The sequence below is a fragment of the Micromonospora krabiensis genome (assembly GCF_900091425.1).
Lineage (GTDB): Bacteria > Actinomycetota > Actinomycetes > Mycobacteriales > Micromonosporaceae > Micromonospora > Micromonospora krabiensis.
The window spans coordinates 4,036,430-4,061,012 of record NZ_LT598496.1 but is presented as its reverse complement, the minus strand read 5'-3'; the positions used below and the strand labels follow the sequence as shown (position 1 = coordinate 4,061,012).

25 protein-coding genes and 1 pseudogene are annotated in these 24,583 nt (G+C 73.3%); 13 read left to right on the top strand and 13 right to left on the bottom strand.

The window, feature by feature from the left end; genetic code table 11:
- Window positions 1-127: 127 nt before the first annotated feature.
- Together GA0070620_RS18575 and GA0070620_RS18570 are read left to right on the top strand one after the other, a co-directional pair.
- Entirely contained in the window at window positions 128-709 is a 582-nt protein-coding gene (locus GA0070620_RS18575) for a DNA-3-methyladenine glycosylase I (protein WP_091598971.1), read from the top strand.
- A 13-nt stretch (window positions 710-722) separates the two neighbouring features.
- Window positions 723-1,343, top strand: coding sequence for a hypothetical protein (locus GA0070620_RS18570; RefSeq protein ID WP_091592637.1), 621 nt, complete (start codon window positions 723-725; stop codon window positions 1,341-1,343).
- Between the two features lie 23 nt (window positions 1,344-1,366).
- Here the strand turns inward: GA0070620_RS18570 and GA0070620_RS18565 are convergent, their stop codons facing one another.
- On the bottom strand, window positions 1,367-2,158 hold the full coding sequence (locus GA0070620_RS18565; protein WP_091592635.1) for an enoyl-CoA hydratase-related protein: 792 nt from the start codon (window positions 2,156-2,158) through the stop codon (window positions 1,367-1,369).
- A gap of 4 nt (window positions 2,159-2,162) precedes the next feature.
- Window positions 2,163-2,981 carry a PaaX family transcriptional regulator gene (locus GA0070620_RS18560; RefSeq protein WP_091592633.1) on the bottom strand — a complete coding sequence of 273 codons (819 nt, stop codon included), beginning with the start codon at window positions 2,979-2,981 and terminating at the stop codon, window positions 2,163-2,165.
- A gap of 189 nt (window positions 2,982-3,170) precedes the next feature.
- Here GA0070620_RS18560 and GA0070620_RS18555 point away from each other — a divergent pair, with 189 nt between their 5' ends.
- Together GA0070620_RS18555 and GA0070620_RS18550 are read left to right on the top strand one after the other, a co-directional pair.
- Entirely contained in the window at window positions 3,171-3,338 is a 168-nt protein-coding gene (locus tag GA0070620_RS18555; RefSeq protein ID WP_007455245.1) for a DUF3117 domain-containing protein, read from the top strand.
- A 148-nt stretch (window positions 3,339-3,486) separates the two neighbouring features.
- Window positions 3,487-4,962: a leucyl aminopeptidase family protein gene (locus GA0070620_RS18550; protein ID WP_091592631.1), complete on the top strand. Its 1,476-nt coding sequence runs from the start codon at window positions 3,487-3,489 to the stop codon at window positions 4,960-4,962.
- A 48-nt stretch (window positions 4,963-5,010) separates the two neighbouring features.
- Here the strand turns inward: GA0070620_RS18550 and GA0070620_RS18545 are convergent, their stop codons facing one another.
- Window positions 5,011-5,583: an O-methyltransferase gene (locus GA0070620_RS18545; RefSeq protein ID WP_091592629.1), complete on the bottom strand. Its 573-nt coding sequence runs from the start codon at window positions 5,581-5,583 to the stop codon at window positions 5,011-5,013.
- 299 nt (window positions 5,584-5,882) lie between these two features.
- Here GA0070620_RS18545 and GA0070620_RS18540 point away from each other — a divergent pair, with 299 nt between their 5' ends.
- Together GA0070620_RS18540 and GA0070620_RS18535 are read left to right on the top strand one after the other, a co-directional pair.
- Window positions 5,883-7,214: a S1C family serine protease gene (locus GA0070620_RS18540; protein ID WP_172836599.1), complete on the top strand. Its 1,332-nt coding sequence runs from the start codon at window positions 5,883-5,885 to the stop codon at window positions 7,212-7,214.
- Between the two features lie 76 nt (window positions 7,215-7,290).
- Window positions 7,291-7,710: a Sec-independent protein translocase family protein gene (locus tag GA0070620_RS18535; protein WP_091592627.1), complete on the top strand. Its 420-nt coding sequence runs from the start codon at window positions 7,291-7,293 to the stop codon at window positions 7,708-7,710.
- A gap of 273 nt (window positions 7,711-7,983) precedes the next feature.
- Here the strand turns inward: GA0070620_RS18535 and GA0070620_RS18530 are convergent, their stop codons facing one another.
- From GA0070620_RS18530 to GA0070620_RS18520, 3 genes are all read right to left on the bottom strand, one after another.
- Window positions 7,984-9,132 (bottom strand): Mrp/NBP35 family ATP-binding protein, encoded by a 1,149-nt coding sequence (locus GA0070620_RS18530; RefSeq protein ID WP_091592625.1) that lies wholly within the window; start codon window positions 9,130-9,132, stop codon window positions 7,984-7,986.
- A 166-nt stretch (window positions 9,133-9,298) separates the two neighbouring features.
- A complete protein-coding gene (locus tag GA0070620_RS18525; RefSeq protein ID WP_091592623.1) occupies window positions 9,299-9,910 on the bottom strand; it encodes a DUF1003 domain-containing protein in 612 nt (203 codons plus the stop codon).
- The gene (locus tag GA0070620_RS18520; protein ID WP_091598965.1) at window positions 9,903-11,189 is read right to left on the bottom strand and encodes a magnesium transporter MgtE N-terminal domain-containing protein; all 1,287 of its coding nucleotides are present in this window, start codon (window positions 11,187-11,189) and stop codon (window positions 9,903-9,905) included. The genes GA0070620_RS18525 and GA0070620_RS18520 overlap by 8 nt, the downstream gene beginning before the upstream one ends.
- Window positions 11,190-11,222: 33 nt before the next feature.
- Between GA0070620_RS18520 and GA0070620_RS18515 the strand changes: the two genes are divergently transcribed.
- Together GA0070620_RS18515 and GA0070620_RS33665 are read left to right on the top strand one after the other, a co-directional pair.
- Complete coding sequence (locus GA0070620_RS18515; protein WP_091592621.1) at window positions 11,223-12,092, top strand: PhzF family phenazine biosynthesis protein; 870 nt, start codon at window positions 11,223-11,225, stop codon at window positions 12,090-12,092.
- A gap of 59 nt (window positions 12,093-12,151) precedes the next feature.
- Window positions 12,152-12,664 carry a hypothetical protein gene (locus GA0070620_RS33665; protein WP_231921839.1) on the top strand — a complete coding sequence of 171 codons (513 nt, stop codon included), beginning with the start codon at window positions 12,152-12,154 and terminating at the stop codon, window positions 12,662-12,664.
- 196 nt (window positions 12,665-12,860) lie between these two features.
- On the opposite strand, the pseudogene GA0070620_RS33660 reads toward GA0070620_RS33665, so the two are convergent.
- Window positions 12,861-13,370 (bottom strand): annotated as a pseudogene (locus tag GA0070620_RS33660) (HAD family hydrolase); the annotation flags it as partial.
- A gap of 105 nt (window positions 13,371-13,475) precedes the next feature.
- On the opposite strand from GA0070620_RS33660, the gene GA0070620_RS18500 reads away from it, so the two are divergent.
- Both GA0070620_RS18500 and GA0070620_RS18495 read left to right on the top strand, forming a co-directional pair.
- Window positions 13,476-14,426, top strand: coding sequence for a DMT family transporter (locus GA0070620_RS18500; protein WP_377520794.1), 951 nt, complete (start codon window positions 13,476-13,478; stop codon window positions 14,424-14,426).
- Window positions 14,427-14,512: 86 nt separating this feature from the next.
- Window positions 14,513-16,717: an APC family permease gene (locus GA0070620_RS18495; protein WP_091592613.1), complete on the top strand. Its 2,205-nt coding sequence runs from the start codon at window positions 14,513-14,515 to the stop codon at window positions 16,715-16,717.
- A gap of 21 nt (window positions 16,718-16,738) precedes the next feature.
- On the opposite strand, the gene GA0070620_RS18490 is transcribed toward GA0070620_RS18495, so the two are convergent.
- Window positions 16,739-17,464 (bottom strand): GNAT family N-acetyltransferase, encoded by a 726-nt coding sequence (locus GA0070620_RS18490; RefSeq protein ID WP_091592611.1) that lies wholly within the window; start codon window positions 17,462-17,464, stop codon window positions 16,739-16,741.
- Between the two features lie 49 nt (window positions 17,465-17,513).
- Window positions 17,514-18,338 (bottom strand): SDR family NAD(P)-dependent oxidoreductase, encoded by an 825-nt coding sequence (locus GA0070620_RS18485; RefSeq protein WP_091592609.1) that lies wholly within the window; start codon window positions 18,336-18,338, stop codon window positions 17,514-17,516.
- 123 nt (window positions 18,339-18,461) lie between these two features.
- On the opposite strand from GA0070620_RS18485, the gene GA0070620_RS18480 reads away from it, so the two are divergent.
- Complete coding sequence (locus GA0070620_RS18480; RefSeq protein WP_091592607.1) at window positions 18,462-19,418, top strand: HpcH/HpaI aldolase/citrate lyase family protein; 957 nt, start codon at window positions 18,462-18,464, stop codon at window positions 19,416-19,418.
- Between the two features lie 25 nt (window positions 19,419-19,443).
- Here GA0070620_RS18480 and GA0070620_RS18475 read toward each other — a convergent pair whose 3' ends face one another.
- On the bottom strand, window positions 19,444-20,010 hold the full coding sequence (locus tag GA0070620_RS18475) for a DUF4190 domain-containing protein (protein ID WP_091592605.1): 567 nt from the start codon (window positions 20,008-20,010) through the stop codon (window positions 19,444-19,446).
- A gap of 187 nt (window positions 20,011-20,197) precedes the next feature.
- On the opposite strand from GA0070620_RS18475, the gene GA0070620_RS18470 reads away from it, so the two are divergent.
- Window positions 20,198-21,031 (top strand): SDR family NAD(P)-dependent oxidoreductase, encoded by an 834-nt coding sequence (locus GA0070620_RS18470; RefSeq protein WP_172836598.1) that lies wholly within the window; start codon window positions 20,198-20,200, stop codon window positions 21,029-21,031.
- Window positions 21,032-21,037: 6 nt separating this feature from the next.
- Here the strand turns inward: GA0070620_RS18470 and GA0070620_RS18465 are convergent, their stop codons facing one another.
- Window positions 21,038-21,613: a DUF4190 domain-containing protein gene (locus GA0070620_RS18465; protein WP_091592601.1), complete on the bottom strand. Its 576-nt coding sequence runs from the start codon at window positions 21,611-21,613 to the stop codon at window positions 21,038-21,040.
- Between the two features lie 177 nt (window positions 21,614-21,790).
- Here GA0070620_RS18465 and GA0070620_RS18460 point away from each other — a divergent pair, with 177 nt between their 5' ends.
- Window positions 21,791-22,987, top strand: coding sequence for an acyl-CoA dehydrogenase family protein (locus GA0070620_RS18460; RefSeq protein WP_091592599.1), 1,197 nt, complete (start codon window positions 21,791-21,793; stop codon window positions 22,985-22,987).
- A gap of 6 nt (window positions 22,988-22,993) precedes the next feature.
- Here GA0070620_RS18460 and GA0070620_RS18455 read toward each other — a convergent pair whose 3' ends face one another.
- Window positions 22,994-23,401: a CoA-binding protein gene (locus tag GA0070620_RS18455; RefSeq protein WP_091592597.1), complete on the bottom strand. Its 408-nt coding sequence runs from the start codon at window positions 23,399-23,401 to the stop codon at window positions 22,994-22,996.
- Window positions 23,402-23,463: 62 nt separating this feature from the next.
- The gene (locus GA0070620_RS18450) at window positions 23,464-24,510 is read right to left on the bottom strand and encodes an Rv2578c family radical SAM protein (protein WP_091592595.1); all 1,047 of its coding nucleotides are present in this window, start codon (window positions 24,508-24,510) and stop codon (window positions 23,464-23,466) included.
- Window positions 24,511-24,583 lie beyond the last annotated feature (73 nt).

The following is a 24,583-nucleotide window of genomic DNA, read 5'->3' as shown; positions in this document are numbered from 1 at the left end:
CGGTCGGTGCCCGGCACGGCCCCGTCCATCGACGGCCATACCCCTACCGGTCGGTAACCAGCACCATAGGCAGCCTTCGGCGCCGGAGGCAATGGGGGTGTCGGAGGTTTGGCCTAGCGTGGACGCCGTGAGTGACCTGGTGATCGGCGCCGACGGGCTGCCGCGCTGCGCCTGGGGGGCGAGCACCCCCGACTACGCCGTCTACCACGACACCGAGTGGGGCCAGCCGTTGCACGGCGACGACGCGCTCTACGAGCGGATGACGTTGGAGGCGTTCCAGTCCGGCCTGTCGTGGTTGACGATCCTGCGCAAGCGCCCCGCGTTCCGGCTGGCCTTCGACGAGTTCCGCATCCCGACCGTGGCCGGCTACGGCGACGCCGACGTGACCCGGCTGCTGGCCGACGCCGGCATCGTGCGCAACCGGGCCAAGATCGAGGCGGCGATCGCCAACGCGCGGGCCGCCGCCGAGCTGCCCGAGGGCCTCTCCGCGCTGCTCTGGTCGTTCGCTCCGGCGCCCCGGCCGACCCGCCCGACCTCGTTCACCCAGGTGCCGGCCATCACCCCGGAGTCCACGGCGATGGCCAAGTCGCTCAAGAAGCGTGGCTTCCGGTTCGTCGGCCCGACCACGGCCTACGCGCTCATGCAGGCCACCGGAATGGTTGACGACCACCTCGACGGCTGCCACGTCAAGCCAACCGGCGCGGCGTGATGGGATGGGGGGCATGACGACCGACACCGCACACCGGGCGAACGGGACGAGCCGACCGGCTGGCACCGCGGCCTGGGCCGTCCTGCTGCCCCCCGGCCGCTTCGACGCCGAGCGGCTCGTCCACCACGACACCCTGGAGCTGACCGGCCTCGGCGAGACCGGCCGGCCCCACGCGGGCGACGAGGTGGCGGTGCTGGTCGACGAGCCGCTACGGCTCGTCGCGCTGGGTCGGGTCACCACGTCGAGCGGCGCGCGCCCCGACGACCCGGACGACCCGCAGTCCGACCGGGAGGTGGCACTGGTGGTGGCGTACACCCGGCGGTCCTTCGACCAGCCGGTCCCCGCCGACCAGCTCGTCCTCGACGGGCCGGTCAGCGCGCTCGACCCGGCCGCCTACCGGGTGCTGGCCGACCGGCTCGGCCCGCCGCCCCCGCGCCGGACCTGGCTGGTCAGCCTCGACCTGCCGATCGAGGCCGACTCCCCGGCCGAGGCGGTCCGGCTGTTCTGGGCCTACGTGCAGGAGCTCGGCCCCCGCGAGCTGCCCGCGTTCGTCTCGCCCGCCGGCGACGAGTTGGCGATGCAGGCGTTCGTGCTCGGCGCTGAGGCCAACCAGGATCCGGAGGAGGACGACTGACCCCGCCCCGGCCGGGCGCCGGGTCAGCGACCCTCGAAGACGGGCTTCTGCTTGCCCACGAACGCCATCGTGGCGGCCCGGTGGTCGGTCGTGGCGCCGCAGATCGCCTGCGCCTGGGCCTCGGCGGCCAGGGCGTCCGCTAGGGTGCCGGCGTCGGCGATGGAGAGCTGCCGCTTGATCGCGCCGTAGGCGACGGTGGGACCGGCGGCGAGGCGGGCGGCCAACTCCTGCGCGGCCGGCAGCACCTTCTCGTCGTCGTCCGCCAGGCGGTTCAGCAGCCCCAGCCGGCACGCCTCCTCGGCTCCCACCGGCTCGGCCAGCATCAGCAGCTCCACCGCCTTGGCGTGCCCGACCAACCGGGGCAGCGTCCACGAGGCGCCGGTGTCGGCGGCCAACCCGACCTTGGCGAAAGCCATCAGGAAGCTCGTGCTCGGTCCACCGATGCGGATGTCGGCGAGGAAGGCCAGCGAGGCGCCCGCCCCGGCGGCCATGCCGCGTACCGCGGCCACCACCGGCTTCGGCAGGTTGGCCAACCGGGCGGCGATCGGGTTGTAGTGCGCCCGTACGGTCGCCAGCGGGTCGTCGGAGGTCGACTCCAGGGTCGCCACGTGCTCGCGCAGGTCCTGCCCGGCGCTGAACGACCCGCCCGCACCGGCGAGCACCACGGCCCGGCACGTGCGGTCGCTCTCCAACTCGGCCAGGGTGTCCCGGAGCGCCTCCTTGAGGGCCACGTCGAACGCGTTCATCGCCTTCGGGCGGTTCATCGTGAGCGTGACGACGGCGTCGGTCCGGTCGACGAGCAGCGGCTCGGTCACTTGTCTAACGACCCTTCTGTCGGGCGAGTCGGTTGCCGGCGTCGAGGCACTGCTCGACGTACCGGTCGGCGGCCGGCCGCAGCCGCGCCGCGTGCCGGTCGAAGAAGCTGGCCGCGGCGGTGCCGGGCCAACGCTCCGGAAGCAGCGCCGGGGGGAGCTGCGGATCCCGGAACAGGAACGTACGCCACGCGTGCACCAGCCGGAACCGGGCGGCGTACGCCTCCTCGTCCCCGCTGCGTACGGTCACCGCGCTCAGCAACGGGCGCTGCTCGGCGACGAAGCGTTCGTATGCCCGGCCGATCTCCGCCAGGTCCCAGGCCCGCCGCACCACGCCCATCGCCCCCGGCGTGCCGGCGGCGTGCGCGGCGGTGAACCGCTCGTAGCGCACGCCCGCCTCGGCGAGCAGCAGGTCCACGTCCTCGCCGGGCCGGGTGGCCACCCAGGTGCACTCGTCGAGCGTGCCGTAGCCCAGGAAGCTCAGGTTGGCGGAGAGCCGCTGCCGCTCGCGGCGGGACGTGGGAGCCTCCAGCACCAGGAGGTCGAACCGGCCGTCCCAGCTGACCCGGCCGGTGCGGTAGATCCGGGCGGCGGCCTCGTCCAGGCGCCGCGCCGCCTTGGGTGTGATCGAATATCCCGGTCCCGACGCCAGCCGCAGCGGGTCGAGCCAGCCCTGGCGGACCATCCGGGAGACCGCGGTGCGCACGGCCGGCGGTGCGATGCCGAGCGGTGCCAACAGCTTGACCAGGGCGGCGACCGGCGCGCGGCCACCCCGGGGTCGGAGGTGGTCGCCGTACAGGTCGAAGAGTGCCGACCGTGCCTGCATGACCGCACATTGTGACAGGCCTTCTCAAGATAAGCTAGATGCTGTTACATCAATGGTGCTTCGGTTTGGGTCCGGCGGTGTTCATCAGGGAAAATCGTTGGTCGACACCCCGCGGCGGTTGCGGGTGGTCGTGACGAAGTGGCTGTGGGGCAACCCACCGACCCTGGTGTAGGTCTGAGGGGAGACAACATGGCGGCGATGAAGCCGCGGACGGGCGACGGTCCGCTGGAAGTCACCAAGGAGGGCCGGGGCATCGTCATGCGAGTCCCGCTGGAGGGCGGTGGCCGGCTCGTCGTCGAGATGACTCCGGACGAGGCCAACGCGCTCGGTGACGCGCTGAAGGCGGCCGCCGGCTGATCAGGACCGGTGTGGGCGGCACCGACCGCCCCGACGGTTCGTCATACCCTGAGCCACCGGCCGCTGCCGGTGGCTCAGGGCTTCACCGGCGTGGAGCGCCGGGAGCGTCCCGGCTCCGCGAAACCCTTTCCTGGAGGTACGGTCCCGCGTGCTCGCGATCAGGCTGGTAACCGAGCCCGAGCGGCTCGACACGCTCGTCCTGCCCGTCCGACCGGCCGGAACGGAGACGGGCGACGACGCCCCGGCCGTGCCGCTGGCCGCCGCGGTGACGCTTCCCGACGGGGTCGCCGACGAGGCCACCGCGCTGGCCCCGGCGGCCCGGCTCACCGGCCGCGCCGGTGAGACCCGCACCCAGCTGCGCCCCGGGCGTACCCCGGGAGTGCTGGTGCTGTTCGGGGTCGGCGCGGGCGACGAGGCGGACTGGCGGCGGGCCGGTGCCGCGTTGGCGCGTGCCGCCACCGATGAGACGCACATCACCATCGCGCTCCCGGGAGACGTGACCACGGCGGCCGTCCGGGGGCTCACCGAGGGGCTGCTGCTCGCCTCCTACCGCTTCCGGCTGACCGAGGCCGGCCCGACGCCCGCACTCGCCGGCGTCGACCTGCTCGTGGCCGACCCGGACGCCCACCTGAGCGTGGTCGAGACGGCGCGGACCACCGCCCGGTTGACCCGCTGGGCCCGCGACCTGACCAACACGCCCTCCTCCGTGAAGAACCCGGAGTGGTTCGCCGGGCAGGTGGCCGAGCAGGCCGCCGACGTGCCGGACCTGCACCTGCGCGTACGCGAGCCCGCCGCGCTGGCCGCCGAGGGCTTCGGCGGGATCCTCGCCGTCGGCGGCGGCTCGGCGAGCGGTCCCCGCCTGGTCGAGCTCGACTGGCACCCGGCCGGCGCGACCACGCACGTGGTGCTGGTCGGCAAGGGCATCACGTTCGACACCGGCGGCATCTCGATCAAGCCGGTGCCGGCGATGAAGCTCATGCGCAAGGACATGGCCGGCGCCGCAGCCGTGGTCGCCGCCGCCCTCGGCGCGGCGGCCCTGCGGCTGCCGGTCCGCGTCACCACGCTCGCCCCGCTCGCCGAGAACATGGTCAGCGGGTCGGCGTTCCGCCCCGGCGACATCGTCCGGCACTACGGCGGGGTGACCAGCGAGACCACCAACTCCGACGCCGAGGGGCGGCTGGTGCTGGCCGACGCGCTCGCCTACGCCGTCCAGGAACTCCAGCCGGACCTGCTGGTCGACCTGGCGACGCTGACCGGCGCGAACGCGGTGGCCCTCGGCAAGCGCACCGGCGCCCTCTACAGCGAGAACGACCAGCTCGCCGCGGACCTGCTGGCGGCCGTTGAGGCAGCCGGCGAGTCGGCCTGGCGGATGCCGCTGCCCGCGGACTACGTCGAGTACCTGGGCAGCGACCTGGCCGACCTCTACAGCGCCCCGACCCAGGGTGCCGGATCCGTGGTCGCCGCGCTCTACCTGCGCGAGTTCACCGGCGAGCTGCGGGACCGCTGGGTCCACGTGGACATGTCCGCGCCGTCGTGGGCCGACGGCGACGACGCCGAGCTGACCAGGGGAGCGACCGGCTGGGGCGTACGGTCCCTGCTGCGCTGGCTGACCACCCTGGGCTGAACGGCCGACGGCGCCCGACCCGGCGGACCTGCGGTCCGCCGGGTTCACTCAGCACTTGACGGCGGCGAGCAGCCCCTGCCCGACCGGCAGCAGCGCCGGGATCCAGTGCTCCGACTCCCGGATCGCCTTGATCGTCTCCCGGACGGTCACCGTCTCCGCGTCGCGGGCCGCCGGGTCGCCGATCCGGCCGCCGGCCAGCGCGCCGTTGAGCACGAGCACCCCGCCGGGGCGCAGCAGCCGCAGCGCGGCCTCCACACAGGCGTGGAAACCGGTCGCCTCGGCGTCGACGAAGACCAGGTCGTACGCCCCGTCGGCGAGCCGCGGCAGCACGTCGAGCGCCCGGCCGGTGATGATCCGGGTCCGGCCCGAGGGGAAGCCCGCCTCGGCGAAGATCCGCCGGGCGATCCGCTGGTGCTCCACCTCGACGTCGATCGTGGTGAGTACGCCGTCGGCACGCATGCCGCGCAGCAGCCACACCCCGCTCACGCCGGTGCCGGTGCCGATCTCCACGACGGCACGGGCGTTGCCGGCGGCGGCGAGCAGCCGCAGCGCGGCGCCCGAGCCCGGTGTCACCGCGTCGAGGCCCACCTCACGGGCCAGACTGCGGGCGGTGCGCAGCACGAGGTCCTCGGCGGCGTACTGCTCGGCGAAGTGCAGGGCCGGGCTCGTCGAACTGCCGGAACCGGCGACCGTGGCGATGGGGCACCTCCGGGCGGCGCGTGGTGCGAGGGGTGGGTTGGCGCTATGAGCCTAGAGGCGGCGTGTCGACGGCGCAGCCGCGCGTCCGGCCACTGGATCACGCGGGCGGCAACCGCTGACCCGAACCCGGACATCCGTGCAATCCTGGAAGCGGTGTCCCGCCAGTCGCGGCCCGGGCGGATGTGTCGCCGGGCCGTGCGATGCGGGATCCGGGGGACGGACTGGGAGGCACCGACGTGACCGACGGCTGGGACTGGCGCCGGCCCGGTGATGCCGCGACTCCGGCGGGCACGCCGGGGCCGGGCACGGCACCGGGAGCGGGCGCGCCGGGCAGCGCCGGGGGTGCTGCGTCGCCCTGGTGGTCCGACGCGCTGGCCGACCCGTGGCGGGACCCGGCGGCGCCGGCCGCCGTCGTCGTACCCGCGCAGGTCGACGCCGGCACGCAGCCCGAACCGGTGACCGACCCGGACGCACCCGGCCGTCCGGTGTTCCGCCACCTGGTGCTGATTCCGCTGGTGACAGCACTGCTCGCGGGCGCGCTGGGCGGGGCGCTCGGCTACGCGTTCGCGGTCCGTGGCGGCGTCGGCCCCAGCACGGTGCTCGGCGCCGACCCCGGTCAGGCGCCCGGGCTGGCCCAACGCAAGCCGGAGTCGCTCGCCGGGGTCGCCGAACGGGTCCTGCCCAGCGTGGTGACGGTCCGGGTCAGCAGCCTCGGCGGGACGAGCGAGGGCTCCGGCTTCATCGTCAGCTCCGACGGGCACGTGATCACGAACGACCACGTGGTGGCCGGGGGCACCGGCAAGGCGTCGGTGGTCTTCAACGACGGCACGTCCGCGCCCGCCACCCTGGTCGGCCAGGACCCGGAGTCCGACATCGCCGTCATGAAGGTCGACCGGACCGGGCTGCGGCCGGTGGAGTTCGGTGACTCCGACGCGCTGGCCGTCGGCGACCCGGTCCTGGCGATCGGCTCGCCGCTCTCGCTGGCCAACACGGTCACCGCCGGCATCGTGAGCGCCCTCGACCGGACGATGCAGGCCGGGGAGCCCGGCGGCCCGGTCCGCTACTACGCGGCCATCCAGACCGACGCGGCGGTCAATCACGGCAACTCCGGCGGTCCGCTGGTCGACGGCGCCGGCCGGGTGGTGGGGGTCAACTCGACCATCAAGTCGTTGGTGTCGGAGGGGCAGGAGGCGGGCAACATCGGCCTGGCCTTCGCGATCCCGATCAATCAGGCCAAGCGGGTCACCCAGGACATCATCGGCACCGGTAAGGCCCGACGTACGGTCATCGGCGCCCAGGTCGGCGGCCCGGGGGCGGGTGTGGCCGGCGGAGGCGTACGCCTGGCGGCGGTCGAGCCGGCCGGGCCGGCCGCCGACGCGGGGCTGCGCACCGGCGACGTGATCCTGCGGCTGAACGGGCGGCCGATGAGCGAACCGAGCGACCTCATCGCCCTCGTCCGCAAGTTCGCGCCCGGCTCGGTGGTCACCGTCGAGTACCGCCGGGGATCGACCCGACAGAATGCCTCGGTGACTCTCGCGGCCGATGCGAAGTGACGACCTCGTCACCCCCTCCCCGGGGTGCCCTCCTCGTGCGTAGTCTTGCCACGGATGTCGAGAGGAGGCCCGCCGGATGTTCGAGAACCTGAACTGGTGGGAGATCGGTGCGCTGCTGCTCCTGGCGCTGCTGATCTTCGGTGACCGGCTGCCCGCGGTCATCAACGACGGACTGCGCCTGGTGCGCAACCTGCGCAACATGGCCCGCAACGCCACCGGCGACCTGAGCCGTGAGCTCGGCACCGACATCCAGCTGGAGGACCTGCACCCCAAGGCGTTCATCCGCAAGCACCTGCTCAGCGAGGAGGACGAGCAGGCGATCCGGAAGCCCTTGCAGGGCGTCTACGACAACCTCCGCGCGGACGTCACCGCCGTGCACAACGACCTGAAGGATGTGGCCGCGGCGGCCGACCTGCGGTCGGGAGGCCGCTCGACGACCGCCACCGGAGGCGCTCCCGCGCCCGCCCCCCGCACCAGCTACGACGACGCCACCTGATCGAGCGCCCGCGCGGCGCGCGCTTGTCCTGGTGGGCCTGACACCGCGGCTTTCGGTTGGTCCGGCGAGGCGGCCCTGTTGGAGTCGGATCCTTTAGAGCTGAGTCACTTCCGTCATCGTGTTGTCGCCCGGGCAGACGGCCCTTCCTGCTGAACCGTTTACGCCATCAGCTCGAAAGGACCGCGCGGAGGCATGTGCCGCCGCTGGCGGGCCTCGCGCGCCGCGTCGAGCGGAGTCGCGCGCCGAGAGGCGGCGCGGCCGGGGTGGCGTGGGTCAGCGGCCGGCGGGCTTGAGACCGAGGGGCTTGCCGAGCAGCGACTCCCGCCGGACGGCGAGGCGGTCCGCGATCCCACCCAGCGCCTGCGCGGCCGGCGACTCCGGCTCGGCCAGCACGATGGGGTCGCCGGCGTCGCCGGCCTCGCGTACCCGGGTGTCCAGCGGGATCTGGCCGAGCAGCGGCACCTGGGCGCCGATGGTCCGGCTCAGCGACTCGGCCACCGTCTGGCCACCGCCAGCACCGAAGACCTCCATGCGGGAGCCGTCGGGCAGTTCGAGCCAGGACATGTTCTCGATCACACCGACCACGCGCTGGTGGGTCTGCAGCGCGATGGCGCCGGCCCGCTCGGCCACCTCGGCGGCGGCGGCCTGCGGGGTGGTCACCACCAGGATCTCCGAGTTGGGCAGCAGCTGCGCCAGCGAGATGGCCACGTCGCCGGTGCCCGGGGGCAGGTCGAGCAGGAGCACGTCCAGGTCGCCCCAGTAGACGTCGGCGAGGAACTGCTGCAGCGCCCGGTGCAGCATCGGACCGCGCCACACCACCGCGGCGTTGCCGGCGGTGAACATGCCGATCGAGATGACCTTCACGCCGTGCGACTGCGGCGGCATGATCATGTCTTCGACCCGGGTCGGTCGACCGTCCGCGCCGAGCATCCGGGGCACCGAGTGGCCGTAGATGTCGGCGTCGACCACGCCGACGGAGAGCCCCCGGGCGGCCAGGGCGGCGGCCAGGTTGACCGTCACGCTGGACTTGCCGACGCCGCCCTTGCCGCTGGCCACCGCGTACACGCGGGTGCGGGAGCCGGGCTGGGCGAACGGGATGACCGGCTCGGCGGACGCGGTGCCGCCGCGCAGCGTCGCCTGCAGCGACTGGCGCTGCTCGGGACTCATCACCCCGAACTCGATCTCCACCCCGGTGACGCCGGGAACCGCGCCGACGGCTGCGGTGATGTCCGCCCGCAGCTTGTCCTTCAGCGGGCAGCCGGCAACGGTGAGCAGCAGCTCGACGCGTACCACGCCGTCCGCGCCGACCACGGCGGACTGGACCATGCCCAGCTCGGTGATGGGCCGACGGATCTCCGGGTCGTTGACGGTGGCCAGGGCGGCCTGGATCGCGTCCTCGACGGTGCTGACGGGTGCTGACATGACGGCAATGCTACGTCGGCGCTGATCCGCCTCCTCGGCAGCCGGGGGCGGTGTGAGCGAATCGATGGCCGCGGGTGGCCGCTTCACCGAGGGCTGGACGACCACCCGACGAAGTGGGACGATCGAGACGAACGCCGCTCGCCTGGCCCCTTGAGGCGCGCGGCGTTCAAAGCGTTCCGGCCCCCCGGCCGACGTCGCTGTCCATCTCGTCGCGGGGCTCGTCCAGGCCCTCGCCGCCCGACCGTGTCGCGCCGCGGTCCTGCTTGTCCTGCTGACGCCGTTCGAGTCGTTGCCGCCGCTGGCCCGCCTCGTCCAACTCCTCGGCCAGCCGGGCCAGCTCGGTGCGGAGGAAGTCCCGGGTGGCCACCTCGCCCATGGCGATCCGCAGCGCGGCGATCTCCCGCGCCAGGTACTCGGTGTCCGCCTTCTGCGCGGTCGCCCGCCGCCGGTCCTCCTCCAGCGCCACCCGGTCCCGGTCGGCCTGGCGGTTCTGCGCCAGCAGGATCAGCGGCGCGGCGTAGCTGGCCTGCAACGACAGCACCAGCGTGAGGAACGTGAAGGTGTACGGGTCGAAGCGCAGCGACGGTGGCGCGAGCGTGTTCCAGCCGAACCAGATCCCGATCACCAGCGTCATGTAGACGATGAAGTTCGCGGTCCCCATGCTCCGCGCGATCCCCTCCGACCAGCGGCCGAAGGCCTCCGGGTCGAAGCGGGGCAGCTTGACGCTTCGGGCGTCACGCGGCTGGTCCAGCCGCTGCGCCCGCCGCTGCTCAGCCATCGGCGCCGTCCGACGTCTCCTCGACGACCTCCGGGGCGGCGACCGCGTCCCGGTCCCGCCAGTCCCGGGGCAGCGAGTGGTCCAGCACGTCGTCGACGGTCACCGCGCCGACCAGTCGGTTGTTCCGGTCGATCACCGGCATGGCGACCAGGTCGTACGTGGCCATCCGGCGGGTGATCTCGGGCAGCGGCGTGGTCGGCCGGAGCGGGTCGATGTCGTTGACCACGACACCGCCGAGCATGTCGGCCGGAGGTTCCCGCAGCAGCCGTTGGAAGTGGACCATCCCCAGGTAGCGGCCGGTCGGTGTGGTCATCGGCGCACGGGCGACGAACACCTGCGCGGCCACGGCGGGCGAGAGCTGCGGCTCGCGGATGCGGGCCAGCGCCTCGGCGACGGTGGCGTCCGGCGGCAGGATCACCGGTTCGGAGGTCATGACGCTGCCGGCCGTCCCCGGCGTGTACTTGAGCAGCTGCCGCACCGGGTCGGCCTCGTCCGGCTGCATCAGGTCGAGCAGCACGTCCTGCTCCGGCGGGGGCAGTTCGCTGAGCAGGTCGGCCGCGTCGTCCGGGTCCATCTCCTCCAGGATGTCGGCGGCCCGTTCCCGGTCCAGCGCAGCGAGGATCTCCACCTGGTCGTGCTCGGGCAGCTCGCTGAGCACGTCCGCCAGCCGCTCGTCGTCGAGTGCCGCGGCGAGCTCGTTGCGCCGGGCGTCCGGCAGGTCCTGCAACGCGTTGGCCAGGTCGGCAGGGCGCATGTCCTCCAGCACCGCGAGGAGGTTGGCGGTACCCCGGTCGTCGGCGATGCCGCTCAGCCCGCGTACCCGATCCCAGTCGACCTCGTGCAGGTGGCCACGGCGGGCGAGCCGCCCGGTCTGCTCGCGGACCGCGACCCGTGTCAGCGACCACTCCCCGCCCCGGCTGCACTCCATCGCCACGTCCACCACCGTGCCGGCCCGGCCGGTCGCGTCGACCTGCACCCGCCGGTCGAGCAATTCCTGGAGCACCAGCAGCTCGTTGGGGCGCTTTTCGAAGCGGCGCAGGTTGAGCGTGCCGGTGCCGAGCACGACCGCGTCGGCGTCGATCGAGGTGATCCGGTTGATCGAGAGGAAGATGCGCCGGCGCGGCGGCATCTCCGCGACCAGACCGACCACCTCGGGCGGGCGTTGCGTCGGACGCTGCCGCGCCACGGCGTCACGAACCCGGCCCACCTGGTCGCCGTTCGGGTCGAAGACAGCGACTCCGGCGAGACGGGCGATGTAGACCCGGGTCGGGGTACTCACGGCCACCAGCCTAAGCGCCTAGTGTTTATCAGCATGTCGACCTTGGCCTACGAGATCGTGGACGTCTTCACCGATCGCCCGTTCGCCGGCAACCCGCTGGCGGTGGTGTTCGGGGCGGAAGCACTGGCCACCGATCAGATGCAGGCGCTCGCGCTGGAGTTCAACCTCTCCGAGACGGTGTTCGTGCTGCCGCCCACCCAGGTCGGCGCCACCTACCGGGCCCGGATCTTCACCCCGGTGACGGAGCTGCCGTTCGCCGGCCATCCGAGCGTCGGGGCCGCGGTCACCGCGAGCCGCCGGGGCCTGTTCGAGGCGGGGCGGGTCCTGCAGGAGTGCGGTGCGGGCGTGCTGCCCGTCGAGGTCACCCCGAACGGGGCCACGCTGACCGGCAGCGGCCCGACCCTCGGCCCCGAGCTGGACCCGGAGCCGCTGCTGGAGATCGCGGGTCTCACCTCGGCCGATCGCGTCGGTCCGGCGCCACGGGTGGCCGGGTGCGGGCTGGAGTTCCCGTACCTTCCGGTCCGTGCCGACGCGGTGGCGAGGGCACGGCCGAACGCGGCGGCGGCACAGCGGTACGGGGTGGAGCACGTCAGCGTCTTCTCCTGGAACGCGGAGACGCAAACCGCGCACGCCCGGGTGTTCGTGCCGGGGCTCGGCATACCGGAGGATCCCGCGACCGGATCCGCGGCGCTGGGTCTCGGCGTCTGGCTGGTGGCGAGCGGCCTGCTGCCGGGCGACGGCCGGTCGACGTACACCGTGCGGCAGGGCATCGAGATCAACCGACCGTCCTCGTTGGCCTGCGTGGTGACGGCGGCGAGCGGCGCGGCGGTGGGCGCCACCGTGTCCGGGCAGGTCGTTCCGGTGGCCCGGGGCGAGATCATGGTCCCGCCGTTCCTCGGCTGACCGGTGCCGCTCGTGCCGCCCCGCAGACGGGACCCGGTCCGGTGGGGGAGGATGCCGTCGTGACGGACGAGGACGGGCGGACCAGCACGCCCCTGGTCGACGAGGTGATGAAGAAGGCCGCGGTGGCCTGGGTCAGCGCGGCCGGCGGCCCCGCGGTGGCGCTGTGGTGCGCGACCCTGGACGGGACGGTGCTCGTGGTCAGCGGTCCGGGGGAGCAGGCCGCCCCGGGCCTGGCCGACGCGACCCGGGCCGAGGTCACCATGCGCGGGGACCACGGCGCGGCGATCGTGACCTGGCCGGCGCAGGTCAGCCGGGTGCGCCCGGGCACCGAGGAGTGGGAGACGCTGGCGCCGCTGGTCGCGGCGAAGCGGCTGAACGCGCCCGGGCCGAGCGCCGACCTGGTGCGGCGGTGGGCCGACGAGGGCTGCGCCCTGAACCGGCTCACCCCGGCTGGCGAGCCGCTCGCCGGCGACGCCCTGCCGTCCGACTCGCGAGCCGAGCCGCCCCGGGAGACACCGGCGGTGCGGGCGGCACGAAAACCGTTCCGTCTGCACCGGGTGCGCCGGCGCTGACCGGCAGCGCGTCGACGACCGGCCCGTTGTCGACCAGGTCGAGCACCTCGCGCAGCGAGCCGAGCACCGGGCCGACCCAGTCCAGGTCGGCGTTGAAGACCATGTGCTCGGTCAGGTCGGGTGCGGCCAGTCGGGCGGCACTCAACCCGGCCCGCTCCGCCCCGGTCAGCTCCTGGCTGCCGCCGTCGCCGACGTAGAGGCAGTCCTCCGGGGCCAGCCCGAGCCGGCGGCACGCCGCCAGGTAGAGCTCCGGATCCGGTTTGCAGCGACCCACCTCCACCGAGAGGACCCGGACGTCGAGTAGCGACGCGATCGGCAGTCGCGGCAGGAAGGCCGGAAGCTCGTGTGTGCAGTCGCTGATCAGACCCGTCCGCAGACCGCGTCGACGCAGCGCCGCCAACGTCGACACGGCGTCGCGGCGCAGCCGGGTGTCCGCGCGTACGGCCCGGTGGCGGGACGCCACGGCCGCGCGCACCACGGCGTCCGACGGGTGTACGCCGGCCTGCGCGCACAGCCAGCGCATCGTCGCCTCGTCGTCGCCGAGTCGGCCGGTGGCGCGTTCGTAGAACGTGCGGTCGAGCACGTCGGTGAGCGTCTCGTGGGGGCAGCCCAGCAACTCGGCGACGCCGGAGTGGGCCGCCCCGCGCTGGACGGAGCGGGTCAGCGTGCCGAAGAAGTCGAAGAGCACGGCCTGGTAGCTGGGCATGGGGGAGCGCCTCCGGGCGTGGGGGTGTCGCCGGCGCGGACCGCGTGATCGTAACCGAGCGCTGACGGTCAGTGGTGGCCCGGTTCCATGTGAGGATTGCTCTCCGTGTCCGCTGCTCAGCAACGCCCGCCACTCGACCCGGTCACCACCGGCGCGCTGGCGCTCGCCGTCGTCGCCGTCTCGTCGTCCGCGCCGCTCGTCGCGTACGCGGCCGCACCCGCCCTCGCCGTCGCGTTCTGGCGCAACCTGCTCGCGGTCGGCGTGCTCGGCCCCTTCTCGGCGGCCCGGCGGCGGTCCGAGTTCCGGGCGTTGACCGTGGGCGCCGGGCGACGCGAGGGCTGGTACTGCGTGCTCGCCGGCGTCGCGCTCGCCGCCCACTTCGCCACCTGGATGCCGAGCGCCCAGCTCACCTCGGTGGCCGCCGCGACCGCGCTCGGTGCCACCCAGCCGGTCTGGCAGGGGCTGATCGCCCGGGGTCAGGGACGCCGCCTCCCGCCGGTGGTGTGGCTGGGCATCGGCGTGGCGGTCGCCGGGGCGGTGGTCGCCACCGGAGCAGACTTCGCGGTCTCCGGTCGGGCGTTCGCCGGTGACCTGCTCGCCGTGACCGGTGGGTTGTTCGCCGCGGTCTACACCGCGTTCGGGGAGCGGGCTCGGGTCAGCATCAGCACCACCACGTACACCACGGTCTGCTACGGGGTCTGCTCGCTGATCCTGCTGGTCGTCTGCCTGGTGGGCGGGGTGCCGCTGGCGGGCTTCGACGACCGGACGTGGCTGGCCATCCTGGCCCTGGTGGTGGGTGCCCAACTGCTGGGGCACTCGATGTTCAACTACGCGCTGCGCCGGGTCTCGGCCACCACGGTCAGCGTGCTGATCCTGCTGGAGGCGCCGGGCGCCGCCCTGATCGGCTGGGTGTGGCTCGGCCAGCTGCCCCGCACGCTCGCCCTGCCGGGGCTCGCCCTGCTGCTCGTCGGCGTGGCCGTGGTGGTGCTCGGTGGCGCCCGCGCCGGTCGTCGCACCGAGCCGGTCCCCGCCGACGCCGCCGCGGCCCCGGACTGACTTTCTCGCGCAAGAGTCGCCATTCCGCCACCCGCCGGGGCGCTTTCGGTGACAGTGCGGAGGAGGCAGCGCGAGGAAGGTCGGAGATGGTGCGGCGCGACGACGAGGCGGACGGGGAGGGCGAGGCGGGGACCGTCGTCACCCCCTCGGCCGAGTTCCCGCCGCTGGCCGAGCGGGACCTGGCGGCGCTGCGCCGAATCGGCGAGCAGTGGTACGAGGCCCCGTCGCCCCGGCCCGACGGCGAACTGCCGGTCGACCCCACGCTCGGGCGGTACCCGGGCCGCACCGTCCCCGGCCGGTTCGGCCGGCTCGCCCCGATCGCCATGTTCCAGGTCGGTGATCCCGGCGAACTGGTCGCCGCCGAATCGGCCACCGCGCCCCGCAGCCGGCTGGGGCGCGGGCTGATCCGGGTGCGGCGGGTGGTCCTCGGGCCGCCGCTGCGCAGCAGCGCCGTCGTCTCCGAGCGGATGCGCAAGCTGGTCGCCCTGCCGGTGCTCTCCTCCGACCTGCTCAGCTCCGTCGCGTACGGGCCGGAGGCGATGCTGGCCGTGCTGGTGCTCGCCGGCAGCGGCGCGCTGGGGCTGTCGCTGCCCCTCGCCGCCGTCCTGGCGGTGCTCATGGTGGTCGTCGGCGTCTCGTACCGGCAGACGGTGGTCGCCTACCCGCACGGCGCCGGCTCGTACGTCGTGGCGACCGACAACCTCGGCGTCCGGCCCGGGCTCGCCGCGGCGGCCGGCCTGATGGTGGACTACGTGCTGACCGTGGCGGTGTCGGTGTCCGCCGGGGTCCACGCGGTCACCTCCGCGATGCCGGGCCTGTCCGGGTACGCCGTGCCGTTCGGCGTGCTGACGATCGCCCTGCTGCTCGCCGGCAACCTGCGGGGCGTACGGGCGGCGGGCAACCTGTTCGTCTGGCCCACGTACGCCTTCGTGTTCGCGCTGCTCGCCCTGCTCCTCGTCGGCTACGTGCGGGCCGGCGCCCGGGGTTTCGCTCCGGTCGATCCACCGCCCGTTGCGGTCGCCGAGGGTCTGGGCCTGGTGCTGGTGCTGCGCGCCTTCGCCTCGGGCGCGGTGTCGATGACCGGCATCGAGGCCGTGTCGAACGCGGTGCCCGCCTTCCGGCGACCGGAGTGGCGCAACGCCCGCACCACCCTCGGCTGGATGATCAGCATGCTGGTGGTGCTCTTCGTCGGGCTCACCCTGCTGATCCACCTCAACGGCCTGGTGCCCGAGGGGGAGGCGACGTTGCTGTCCCAGCTCGCCCGGGTCACCTTCCCCACCGGCCCGTGGTACGGCCTGGTGCAGGCGGCGACCGCGCTGATCCTGCTGCTGGCGGCCAACACCGCCTTCGCCGGCTTCCCCCGGCTGCTGTTCTTCATGGCCCGGGCCGGCCACGCGCCACGGCGGTTCCTGCACATGGGGGACCGGCTGGCCTTCAGCGACGGGCTGATCGCGCTGGCGCTCGCGGCGGGGCTGGTGTTCGTGACGTTCGGGGGCCACACCCAGTCGCTGATCCCGCTCTACGCGGTCGGGGTGTTCCTCGCGTTCACCCTCTCCCAGGCCGGCATGGTGGTGCACTGGCGTCGGCGGCGCGGCCCGGGGTGGCGCCGCCGCGCCGCCGTCAACGCCCTCGGCGCGACCCTCTCCGGCCTGGTACTCGTGACCGCCGCCCTCACCAAGTTCCACGAGGGTGCCTGGGTGGTGGTGGTCGCCGTACCGCTGCTGGTGCTGCTGGCGCTGGGCATCCACCGGCACTACCGGCTGGTGGACGAGTCGCTGTCGCTGCATCCGTCGCCGAACGGCGGCCGACCGCCCATGGCGCTCGCCCCGTTGCCCGGCGCCGTCGAGCCTGGTGCGCCGGCCGAGGCCCAGGAGCTGCCCCAGCAGGTCCGGCACCTGGTGGTGGTGCCGGTCGCCCGGCTGAACCGGGCCGAGCTGCGGGCCCTCGCGTACGCGGTGTCGCTGGGCCAGCCGACCCTCGCCGTGCACATCGCGCCGGAGGACGCCGAGGCGGACCGGTTCCGTGAGCAGTGGACCGCGTGGGGGGACCACGTGCGGCTGGAGGCGATCGTGTCGCCGTACCGGGCGGTGATCGGGCCGTTGGCCCACTACCTGGAGGCGCTGCACACCTCCCGGCCCGACGTGCTGCTCACCGTGGTGGTGCCGGAGGTGGTGGTACGCGGCCGGCGGTACCGGCCGCTGCACAGTCGGACCGAGCAGCGGCTGCGGCGGGCGCTGCGACCGCTGCCCGGCGTCGTGGTGACGAACCTGCCGGTCCACCTGGACGACTGACCGGGCGACGGCACCGGCCGGTCAGACGTCGTGGACGGTGAGCACCCGGGCCGTAGGTGCGGCGTCGCCGAGCGCGGCCCGCAGCGCGAGCCGTTGCGGGTCCGCCAGGAAGCTCTCCTGACCGGTCGGGGTCGCGAACCGGATCACGTGCACCTCGGTGCGGCCGTCGTCGGTGCGCAGTCGCCGTTCCAGCCGTCCGCCGTGCCGGTCGAGCAGGGCTAGCACCGCGTCCTCGTACCGCTGTCCGGCGTCGGCGTCGGGCATCTCGACCAGCGCGACCAGCCGTACGACGTCCGCCGGGTCCGTCACCAGCGACTTCCACAAGTGGTGGTCGACGTGGCCGCCGGGGATGCCGTCCCGGATCCCGGTGTCGGTGTAGCCGTACCGCCGGTAGAAGTCCGGCGCCTGGAACGAGAACGACGACACCGAGATCTCCGTGCAGCCCCGGTCCCGGGCCGCCGCCTCGGCAGCCGCCAGGAGCCGGCCGCCCCAGCCCTCGCCCCGGTGGTCCGCGCGTACCCACACGGTGTTGATGCCGGCGCGCCCGCCCCACGTCCAGCCGGTCAGGCCGGCGACCAGCTCTCCGTCGGCGCCGGTGACCCGTACCGACAGCTCGGCCTCGTCGTCCGCGCCGGTGGCGGCGTTGTTGAAGGCGGTCAGCTCCCCGTCGATCCGGGCGGAAAGCTCCGCGTCCTCGCCACCCACCCGCAGGGTCGGCGCGCCCGGGTCGGTCCCCGTCGTCGTCATGCGGCGCAGTATCGCAGCGGCGGGTCGCCTCGGCGCATCGGCATCGGTCTCACTCCGTCAGGCCGACGGCCTTGGCGCTGGCCGACCAGAGCCGGGCGGCGAGCCCGGGGTCGCTCGCCTTGCGCAGCGGCCGCCGCGGCCGACGGTTGTAGTAGTAGCCGCCGTCGACCAGCCGCGCGGGGTCGCTGTTGGCGAGCCAGATCAGCGTCTCGGCTCCCCCCTCGGGGCTGCGGAACGGCATGACCCGCATGCCGAGGGCGACGAGCCGGCTGTCGTTGCCGAACTGGGTCCGGACGATTCCGGGGTGAAAGGAGTGCGCGGGCACCGCCGGCCAGCGCCGGGCCGCCTCGGCGGCGAACAGGATGTTCGCCTGCTTGCTCGTCCCGTACGCGGACAACGGCCGGTACCGGCGCAGCGCCGCGTTCAGGTCGTCCGGGTCCAAGGCGCCACTGCGGTGCGCGCCGGACGCGGTCACCAGCAGGCGGCCGATCCGGTCCCGCAACAGGTTGCTGAGCAGGAACGGGGCGAGATGGTTGGCCTGGATGGTGAGTTCGAACCCGTCCACCGTGGTGGCCGGCCGCAGCACGATCGCGCCGGCGTTGTTGATGAGCACGTCGACGCGGTCGTACGCGGCCCGCAGCTTCTCGGCCAGCCGACGCACGTCGTCCAGCACGGCGAAGTCGGCCCGGAACAGCTCGGGAAGCTCACCGGAGGCGTCGCGCACCCGATCGCCGGCGGCCTGCAACCGGGCCGGGTCACGCCCGACGAGTACCACCTGGTCGCCACGTCGGGCAAGGGCGACGGCCGTGGCCAGGCCGATGCCCGAACTGGCGCCGGTCACCACCACGAGCCGCCGGCCAGTGAGATCTTCCACAGCTCCATTCACCCCGGTCATGGCGCGAGGTTACCGTGGCGTAACCCCCTTTGGGATCGTTAAGTTCCAGGTCTTCGTCGGCTGGCGTCGGCGCGTGCGCCGGACGTTGGAAGGAGCGCCTCCATGACCGCAGTCGGTCGCCCCCGCCGGTCCTGCCTCGCGGTACCGGGTTCCAGCGTCAAGATGCTCGGCAAGGCCCAGGGCCTCCCCGCCGACCAGGTCTTCCTGGACCTGGAGGACGCGGTCGCCCCGCTGGCGAAGCCGGACGCGCGCAAGAACATCGTGGCGGCCCTCAACGAGGGTGACTGGGCCGGGAAGACCCGCGTGGTCCGGGTCAACGACCTGACCACCCCGTGGACCTACCGGGACGTCATCGAGGTCGTCGAGGGCGCCGGCGCCAACCTCGACTGTGTGATGCTGCCGAAGGTGCAGAACGCCGCCCAGGTGCAGTGGCTGGACCTCACCCTCACCCAGCTGGAGAAGACGCTCGGTCTGGAGGTCGGCCGGATCGGCATCGAGGCGCAGATCGAGAACGCCGCCGGTCTGGTCAACGTGGACGAGATCGCCGCCGCCTCGCCCCGGGTGGAGACCATCATCTTCGGCCCCGCCGACTTCATGGCCTCGATCAACATGAAGTCGCTGGTGGTCGGCGCGCTGATCCCCGACTACCCGGGCGACCCCTACCACTACATCCTGATGCGGATCCTCATGGCGGCCCGGATGCACGACAAGCAGGCCATCGACGGCCCGTTCCTCCAGATCCGCGACGTGGACGCGTTCCGCGAGGTGGCCAGGCGCTCGGCCGCGCTCGGCTTCGACGGCAAGTGGGTGCTGCACCCGGGTCAGATCGACGCGGCGAACGAGGTCTACTCGCCGGCGCAGGCCGACTACGACCACGCCGAGCTGATCCTCGACGCGTACGAGCACTACACCTCCGAGGCCGGCGGCAAGCTGGGCGCCGTCATGCTCGGCGACGAGATGATCGACGAGGCGTCCCGCAAGATGGCCCTGGTGATCGCCGGGAAGGGCCGGGCCGCCGGGATGCGGCGGACCTCCACCTTCACCCCGCCGGCGGAGTGACACCGCCGGCGGGGGTTTCGCCGGCTCAGTAGCCCGTGTCGTCACCCTCCATGATGGCGTACGCGATCAGCGCGCCGTAGAAGATGATCAGCAGCACCAGCAGCGCGGTGAGGATCCAACCGACGATGATGGCCGCCTTGGCCATCCCCGCGCCGCCCTCACCGGTCTGCCGGATCTGCTTCTGCGCCACGTGGCCGAGGATCGCGCCCACCGGCGCGGTGATGCAAGACGTCAACCCGATCAGGGACAGGATCAGGGCGGCGACGGCCATCCCGTTGGTCCTCGGCGGCGCCGGGGGGTAGCCGTAACCCGGGTAACCCGCGCCCGGGGCCGCCGGATAGCCCGGCAGCGCGTACGGGGCGGTGGCCGGCGGCTGCTGGGCGGCGGCGTACGGGTCGACCGGCTGGACGGCCGCGTACGGGTCGACCGGCGCGTAGGGGTCGACCGGACCCGGCTGGGTGGGCACCGGCGGGCCGGGCTGTGCGGGCACCGGCTGACCGCTGATCGGCAGCGTCGGGTCGACCGGCGGGCTCGACTGCTGGCCCGACCACCCCGGGTCGTTCCAGCCGCCGGACGGCGGGGGATATGTCATGCGCTTCTCTCCGTCGGAAGGGGATGCGCCGTCAGGGTAGCCAGCGGCGGGTAAACCCGATGCCCCTGCTCCCGGGTGCCGCGTTGCCCGGACCCGTTGAAACGGGCAGGATCCTGGCATGGCAATCGACGCGCGAGCCGCCGACCGCTCCGGCAGCCGACCGAGACGGGACGTCAGCCGCCCCGGCCTGGCCCGGCGCAGCCGGACCGGCGCCCCGGCCGGCGCGAACGGGCAGGAGACCGCGTCCCTGCCGGAGCCGGTCACCATGCGGCTCGACGGCCGGGTCGCGCTGGTCACCGGGGCGGGCAGCCCCGACGGGATCGGCTACGCGACGGCCCGCCGGCTCGCCGATCTCGGTGCGCGGGTCGCCATCGTCTCCACCACCCGGCGGATCCACAAGCGCGCGAGCGAGCTCGGCGTCACCGGCTTCGTCGCCGACCTGACCGACGAGTCCGAGGTGGGCGCGCTGGCCGACGCGGTCGCCGACCAGCTCGGCGACGTCGAGGTGCTGGTCAACAACGCCGGTCTCGCCAGCCGGGCCAGCCCCGAGGTGCTGCGTCCGGTGGCCCAGCTCAGCTACGACGAGTGGCGCGGCGAGATCGACCGCAACCTGACCACCGCGTTCCTGTGCAGCCGGGCCTTCATCGGCGGGATGGCCGAGCGCGGCTGGGGTCGCATCGTCAACCTGGCCGCCACCGCCGGGCCGGTCAACGCCCTGCCCACCGAGGCCGCGTACGCGGCGGCGAAGGCCGGCGTGGTCGGGCTGACCCGGGCGCTCGCGATGGAGATGATCGCCGACGGGGTGACCGTGAACGCGGTCGCGCCGGGGACCATCCACACGGCTGCCTCCACGGTGGCCGAGATCAAGCAGGGCCTCGGCACCCCGGTCGGTCGCTCCGGCACACCCGACGAGGTGGCCGCCGCGATCGTCTTCCTCTGTTCACCGGCCGCGTCCTACATCACCGGTCAGATGCTGGTGGTCGACGGGGGCAACAGCGTCCGTGAGGCGCAGTACCGCTGAGCCGCCTCAGTAGCCGGTGCCGCTGCCGTCGGTTCCCGCGAACGCCAGCAGGGCGATCCAGCCGCAGCAGACCAACAGACCCAGGCCGGTGAACACGTAGCCGAGGATGAGGCCCCAGGTGGCGAGCTGGTCGCCGGCCTCGCCGCTGGTCTTCAGCTGCCGCTTGGCCAGGTGACCGAGCACCGCACCGGCGGGCGGGAAGACGAACGCGAAGATCAACGACAGGATGGCCAGCACGTTCGTCGGGCTCCCGGGCCCGACCGGCGGCGGCGGGCCGTACTGTCCGTAGGGCCCCTGCGGGGCGTACGGCGGCTGCTGCCCCCACTGGGAGCCCGGCGGGTAGCCGCCCGGCTGGCCGAACGGCGAACCGCCCGGAGGTGGCGCGTAGGGGGACCGCTCGCCCGACGGCTCGTACGGCGACGGGGGTGCCTCGTCGCCCGACGGCTCGTACGGCGACGGCGGCTCGGCGCGCGGCGGCTCGTACGGCGAGGGCGGCTGGTCGCCGCGCGGCGGCTCGTACGGCGACGGCGATTGTTCGGAGCCGGACGGGTCGGGTGGTCCGGACGGCGGCGGGTTGGTCACGGTCTCCTCCTCCTGCCGACGCCGGTCATGAGCCCTCTTGCCGGACGCTACCCGCAGCGGTGAACCTTTTCACAGCGGTTGTGTGGACTGGTCACCTTGGCCTCGTCGGCCCGGGGGCCGATACTGACCGAGCGTTCAGCTACCCACGAGTAATGTGTCGATCCCCCGGAGGCTGAGATGGCCCGACTCGCCCAGACGCCCGGCCTGACCGACGTGCAGCAGTCGATCCTGGAGACCGTCCGGGAGTTCGCCGACAAGGAGATCATCCCGCACGCGCAGCGGCTGGAGCACGCCGACGAGTACCCCACCGACATCCTCGACGGAATGCGCGAGATGGGCCTGTTCGGTCTCACGATCGACGAGGAGTACGGCGGCCTCGGCGAGTCCCTGCTGACCTACGCCCTCGTGGTCGAGCAGCTGTCTCGGGGCTGGATGTCGATCTCCGGCATCGTCAACACGCACTTCATCGTGGCCTACCTGATTTCCCAGCACGGCTCCGCCGAGCAGAAGAGCCGGCTGCTCCCGCGGATGGCCACCGGCGAGGTGCGGGGCGCCTTCTCCATGTCCGAGCCGGAGTGTGGGTCCGACGTCTCGGCGATCAAGTCCCGGGCCGTCCGCGACGGCGACAGCTACGTGCTCAACGGCCAGAAGATGTGGTTGACCAACGGGGCGTACTCGTCGGTGGTGGCCACTCTGGTCAAGACCGACACCGGCGCCGACTCGGTCTACGGCAACATGAGCACCTTCCTGCTGGAGAAGGAGCCGGGCTTCGGTGAGACCGCACCCGGCCTCACCATCCCCGGCAAGATCGACAAGATGGGTTACAAGGGCGTCGAGACCACCGAGATGGTGCTCGACGGGGTCACCGTCCCGGAGTCGGCGATCCTCGGCGGGCCCGAGAAGGTCGGCCGTGGCTTCTACCAGATGATGGACGGCATTGAGGTCGGCCGCGTCAACGTCGCCGCCCGCGCCTGCGGCATCTCCATCCGGGCCTTCGAGTTGGCGGTGGCCTACGCCCAGCAGCGCCGCACCTTCGGCCAGCCCCTCGCGCGGCATCAGGCCATCGCGTTCAAGCTCGCCGAGATGGGTACGAAGATCGAGGCCGCGCACGCCCTCATGGTCAACGCCGCCCGGCTGAAGGACGCCGGCCAGCGCAACGACGTCGAGGCCGGGATGGCCAAGCTGCTCGCGTCGGAGTACTGCGCCGAGGTCGTGCAGGAGGCGTTCCGCATCCACGGCGGCTACGGCTACTCCAAGGAGTACGAGATCGAGCGCCTGATGCGCGAGGCCCCGTTCCTGCTGATCGGCGAGGGCACCTCGGAGATCCAGAAGACCATCATCTCGCGCGGTCTGCTCAAGGAGTACAAGCTCTGAGCCGGCTCAGCCCAGCCGGGTCAGGCCGGCGGCGGCCCGCTCCACGATGAGGCAGCGGTCCTCGACGTAGTCGATGCCCGCCTCCGTGGCGATCCGCCGGGCCTCGGCCGAGACGATGCCGAGCTGCAGCCAGACCGCCGGTGCGCCGATCTCCACCGCCTGCCGGACCACGTCGACCGCGTCCTCGGCCGGCCGGAACACGTCGACCAGGTCGACCGGGTGCGGGATGTCGGCCAGGGACGGGTAGGCGGGCTCGCCGAACAGTTCGTCGACCGTCGGGTTGACCGGGATGATCCGCCAGCCGTGCCGCTGCATCTGCAACGGCACACGGTGCGCGGCCTTGAGCGGGTCGCGGGACGCGCCCACGACCGCGATCACGGCGGCGTCGGCGAGGATCTGATGAGCGGTACGCACCCGGCGACTGTAACTCCGGCGCGGCCCACCCGGCCGTGAGCCGGCGGATCGGGCCGGCCCGGTCACAGCAGGGTCAGCTGCTCGCTGGCCGGGGGCGGTGGCGGCTCCGAGAGGTCTCGGTTGTCGCCGCGCTCGCCGCGAAGCAGGCCGTGCCGGCGGGCGGCGATCCGCACCCGGGCGGTGAGTTCGCGCTGGTAGGTCTGTGGTGCGTAGGAGCCGGCCCCGTAGAGTTCGCGGTAGCGCGGCACGAGGTGTGGGAACTCGCGACCGAGCCAGCGCGCGTACCACTCCCGGGCGCCGGGGCGCAGGTGCAGGGCGAGCGGCGTCACGCTGGTGGCACCCGCGGCGGCGATCGCGGCGACGGTGGCGTCGATCGACTCGTCGTTGTCGCTGAGGCCGGGCAGGATCGGCGCCATCAACACGCCGACCGCGAAGCCCGCGTCGGTGAGCGCCCGGACCGCGTCGAGCCGTCGGCGCGGGCTCGGGGTGCCGGGCTCGACGGCGCGCCAGAGCCGCTCCTCGACGAAGCCCACCGAGAAGGAGACGCCGACCCGGGTGACCTCGGCGGCCTGACGCAGCAGCGGCAGGTCGCGCAGGATCAACGTGCCCTTGGTGAGGATCGAGAACGGGTTGGCGAAGTCGCGCAGCGCCGCGATGATCTGCGGCATCAGCTGGTAGCGCCCCTCGGCCCGCTGGTAGCAGTCGACGTTGGTGCCCATCGCCACGTGCGCGCCGCGCCAGCGCGGCGCGGCCAGCTCCCGGCGCACCAGCTCGCCCGCGTTGACCTTGACGATTACCTTCCGGTCGAAGTCCGCCCCCGCGTCAAGATCGAGATAAGTGTGAGTGTTTCTCGCGAAGCAGTAGAGGCAGGCATGACTGCAGCCTCGGTAGGGGTTGATCGTCCACTCGAACGGGACGCGCGAGGCGCCCGGCACCCGATTGATGATCGACTTGGCTCGCACCTCGTAGAACGTCATGCCCGCGAAGCCGGGGGTGTCGAAGGTGCGAACGGTGGCGTCGGGCAGCGCCAGCGGCAGGGGTGGCGTCGCTGGCGCTGCCCGCTCGGGAACTCCCTCGACCGGGGGAGCGGTGAGGTTGTCCCAGCGCATGGCCACTATTCGAACACACGTACGAGCGCCGCGCAAGCGACGCGCGCCACCTCGCCTGCCCCTTGCGGATCGC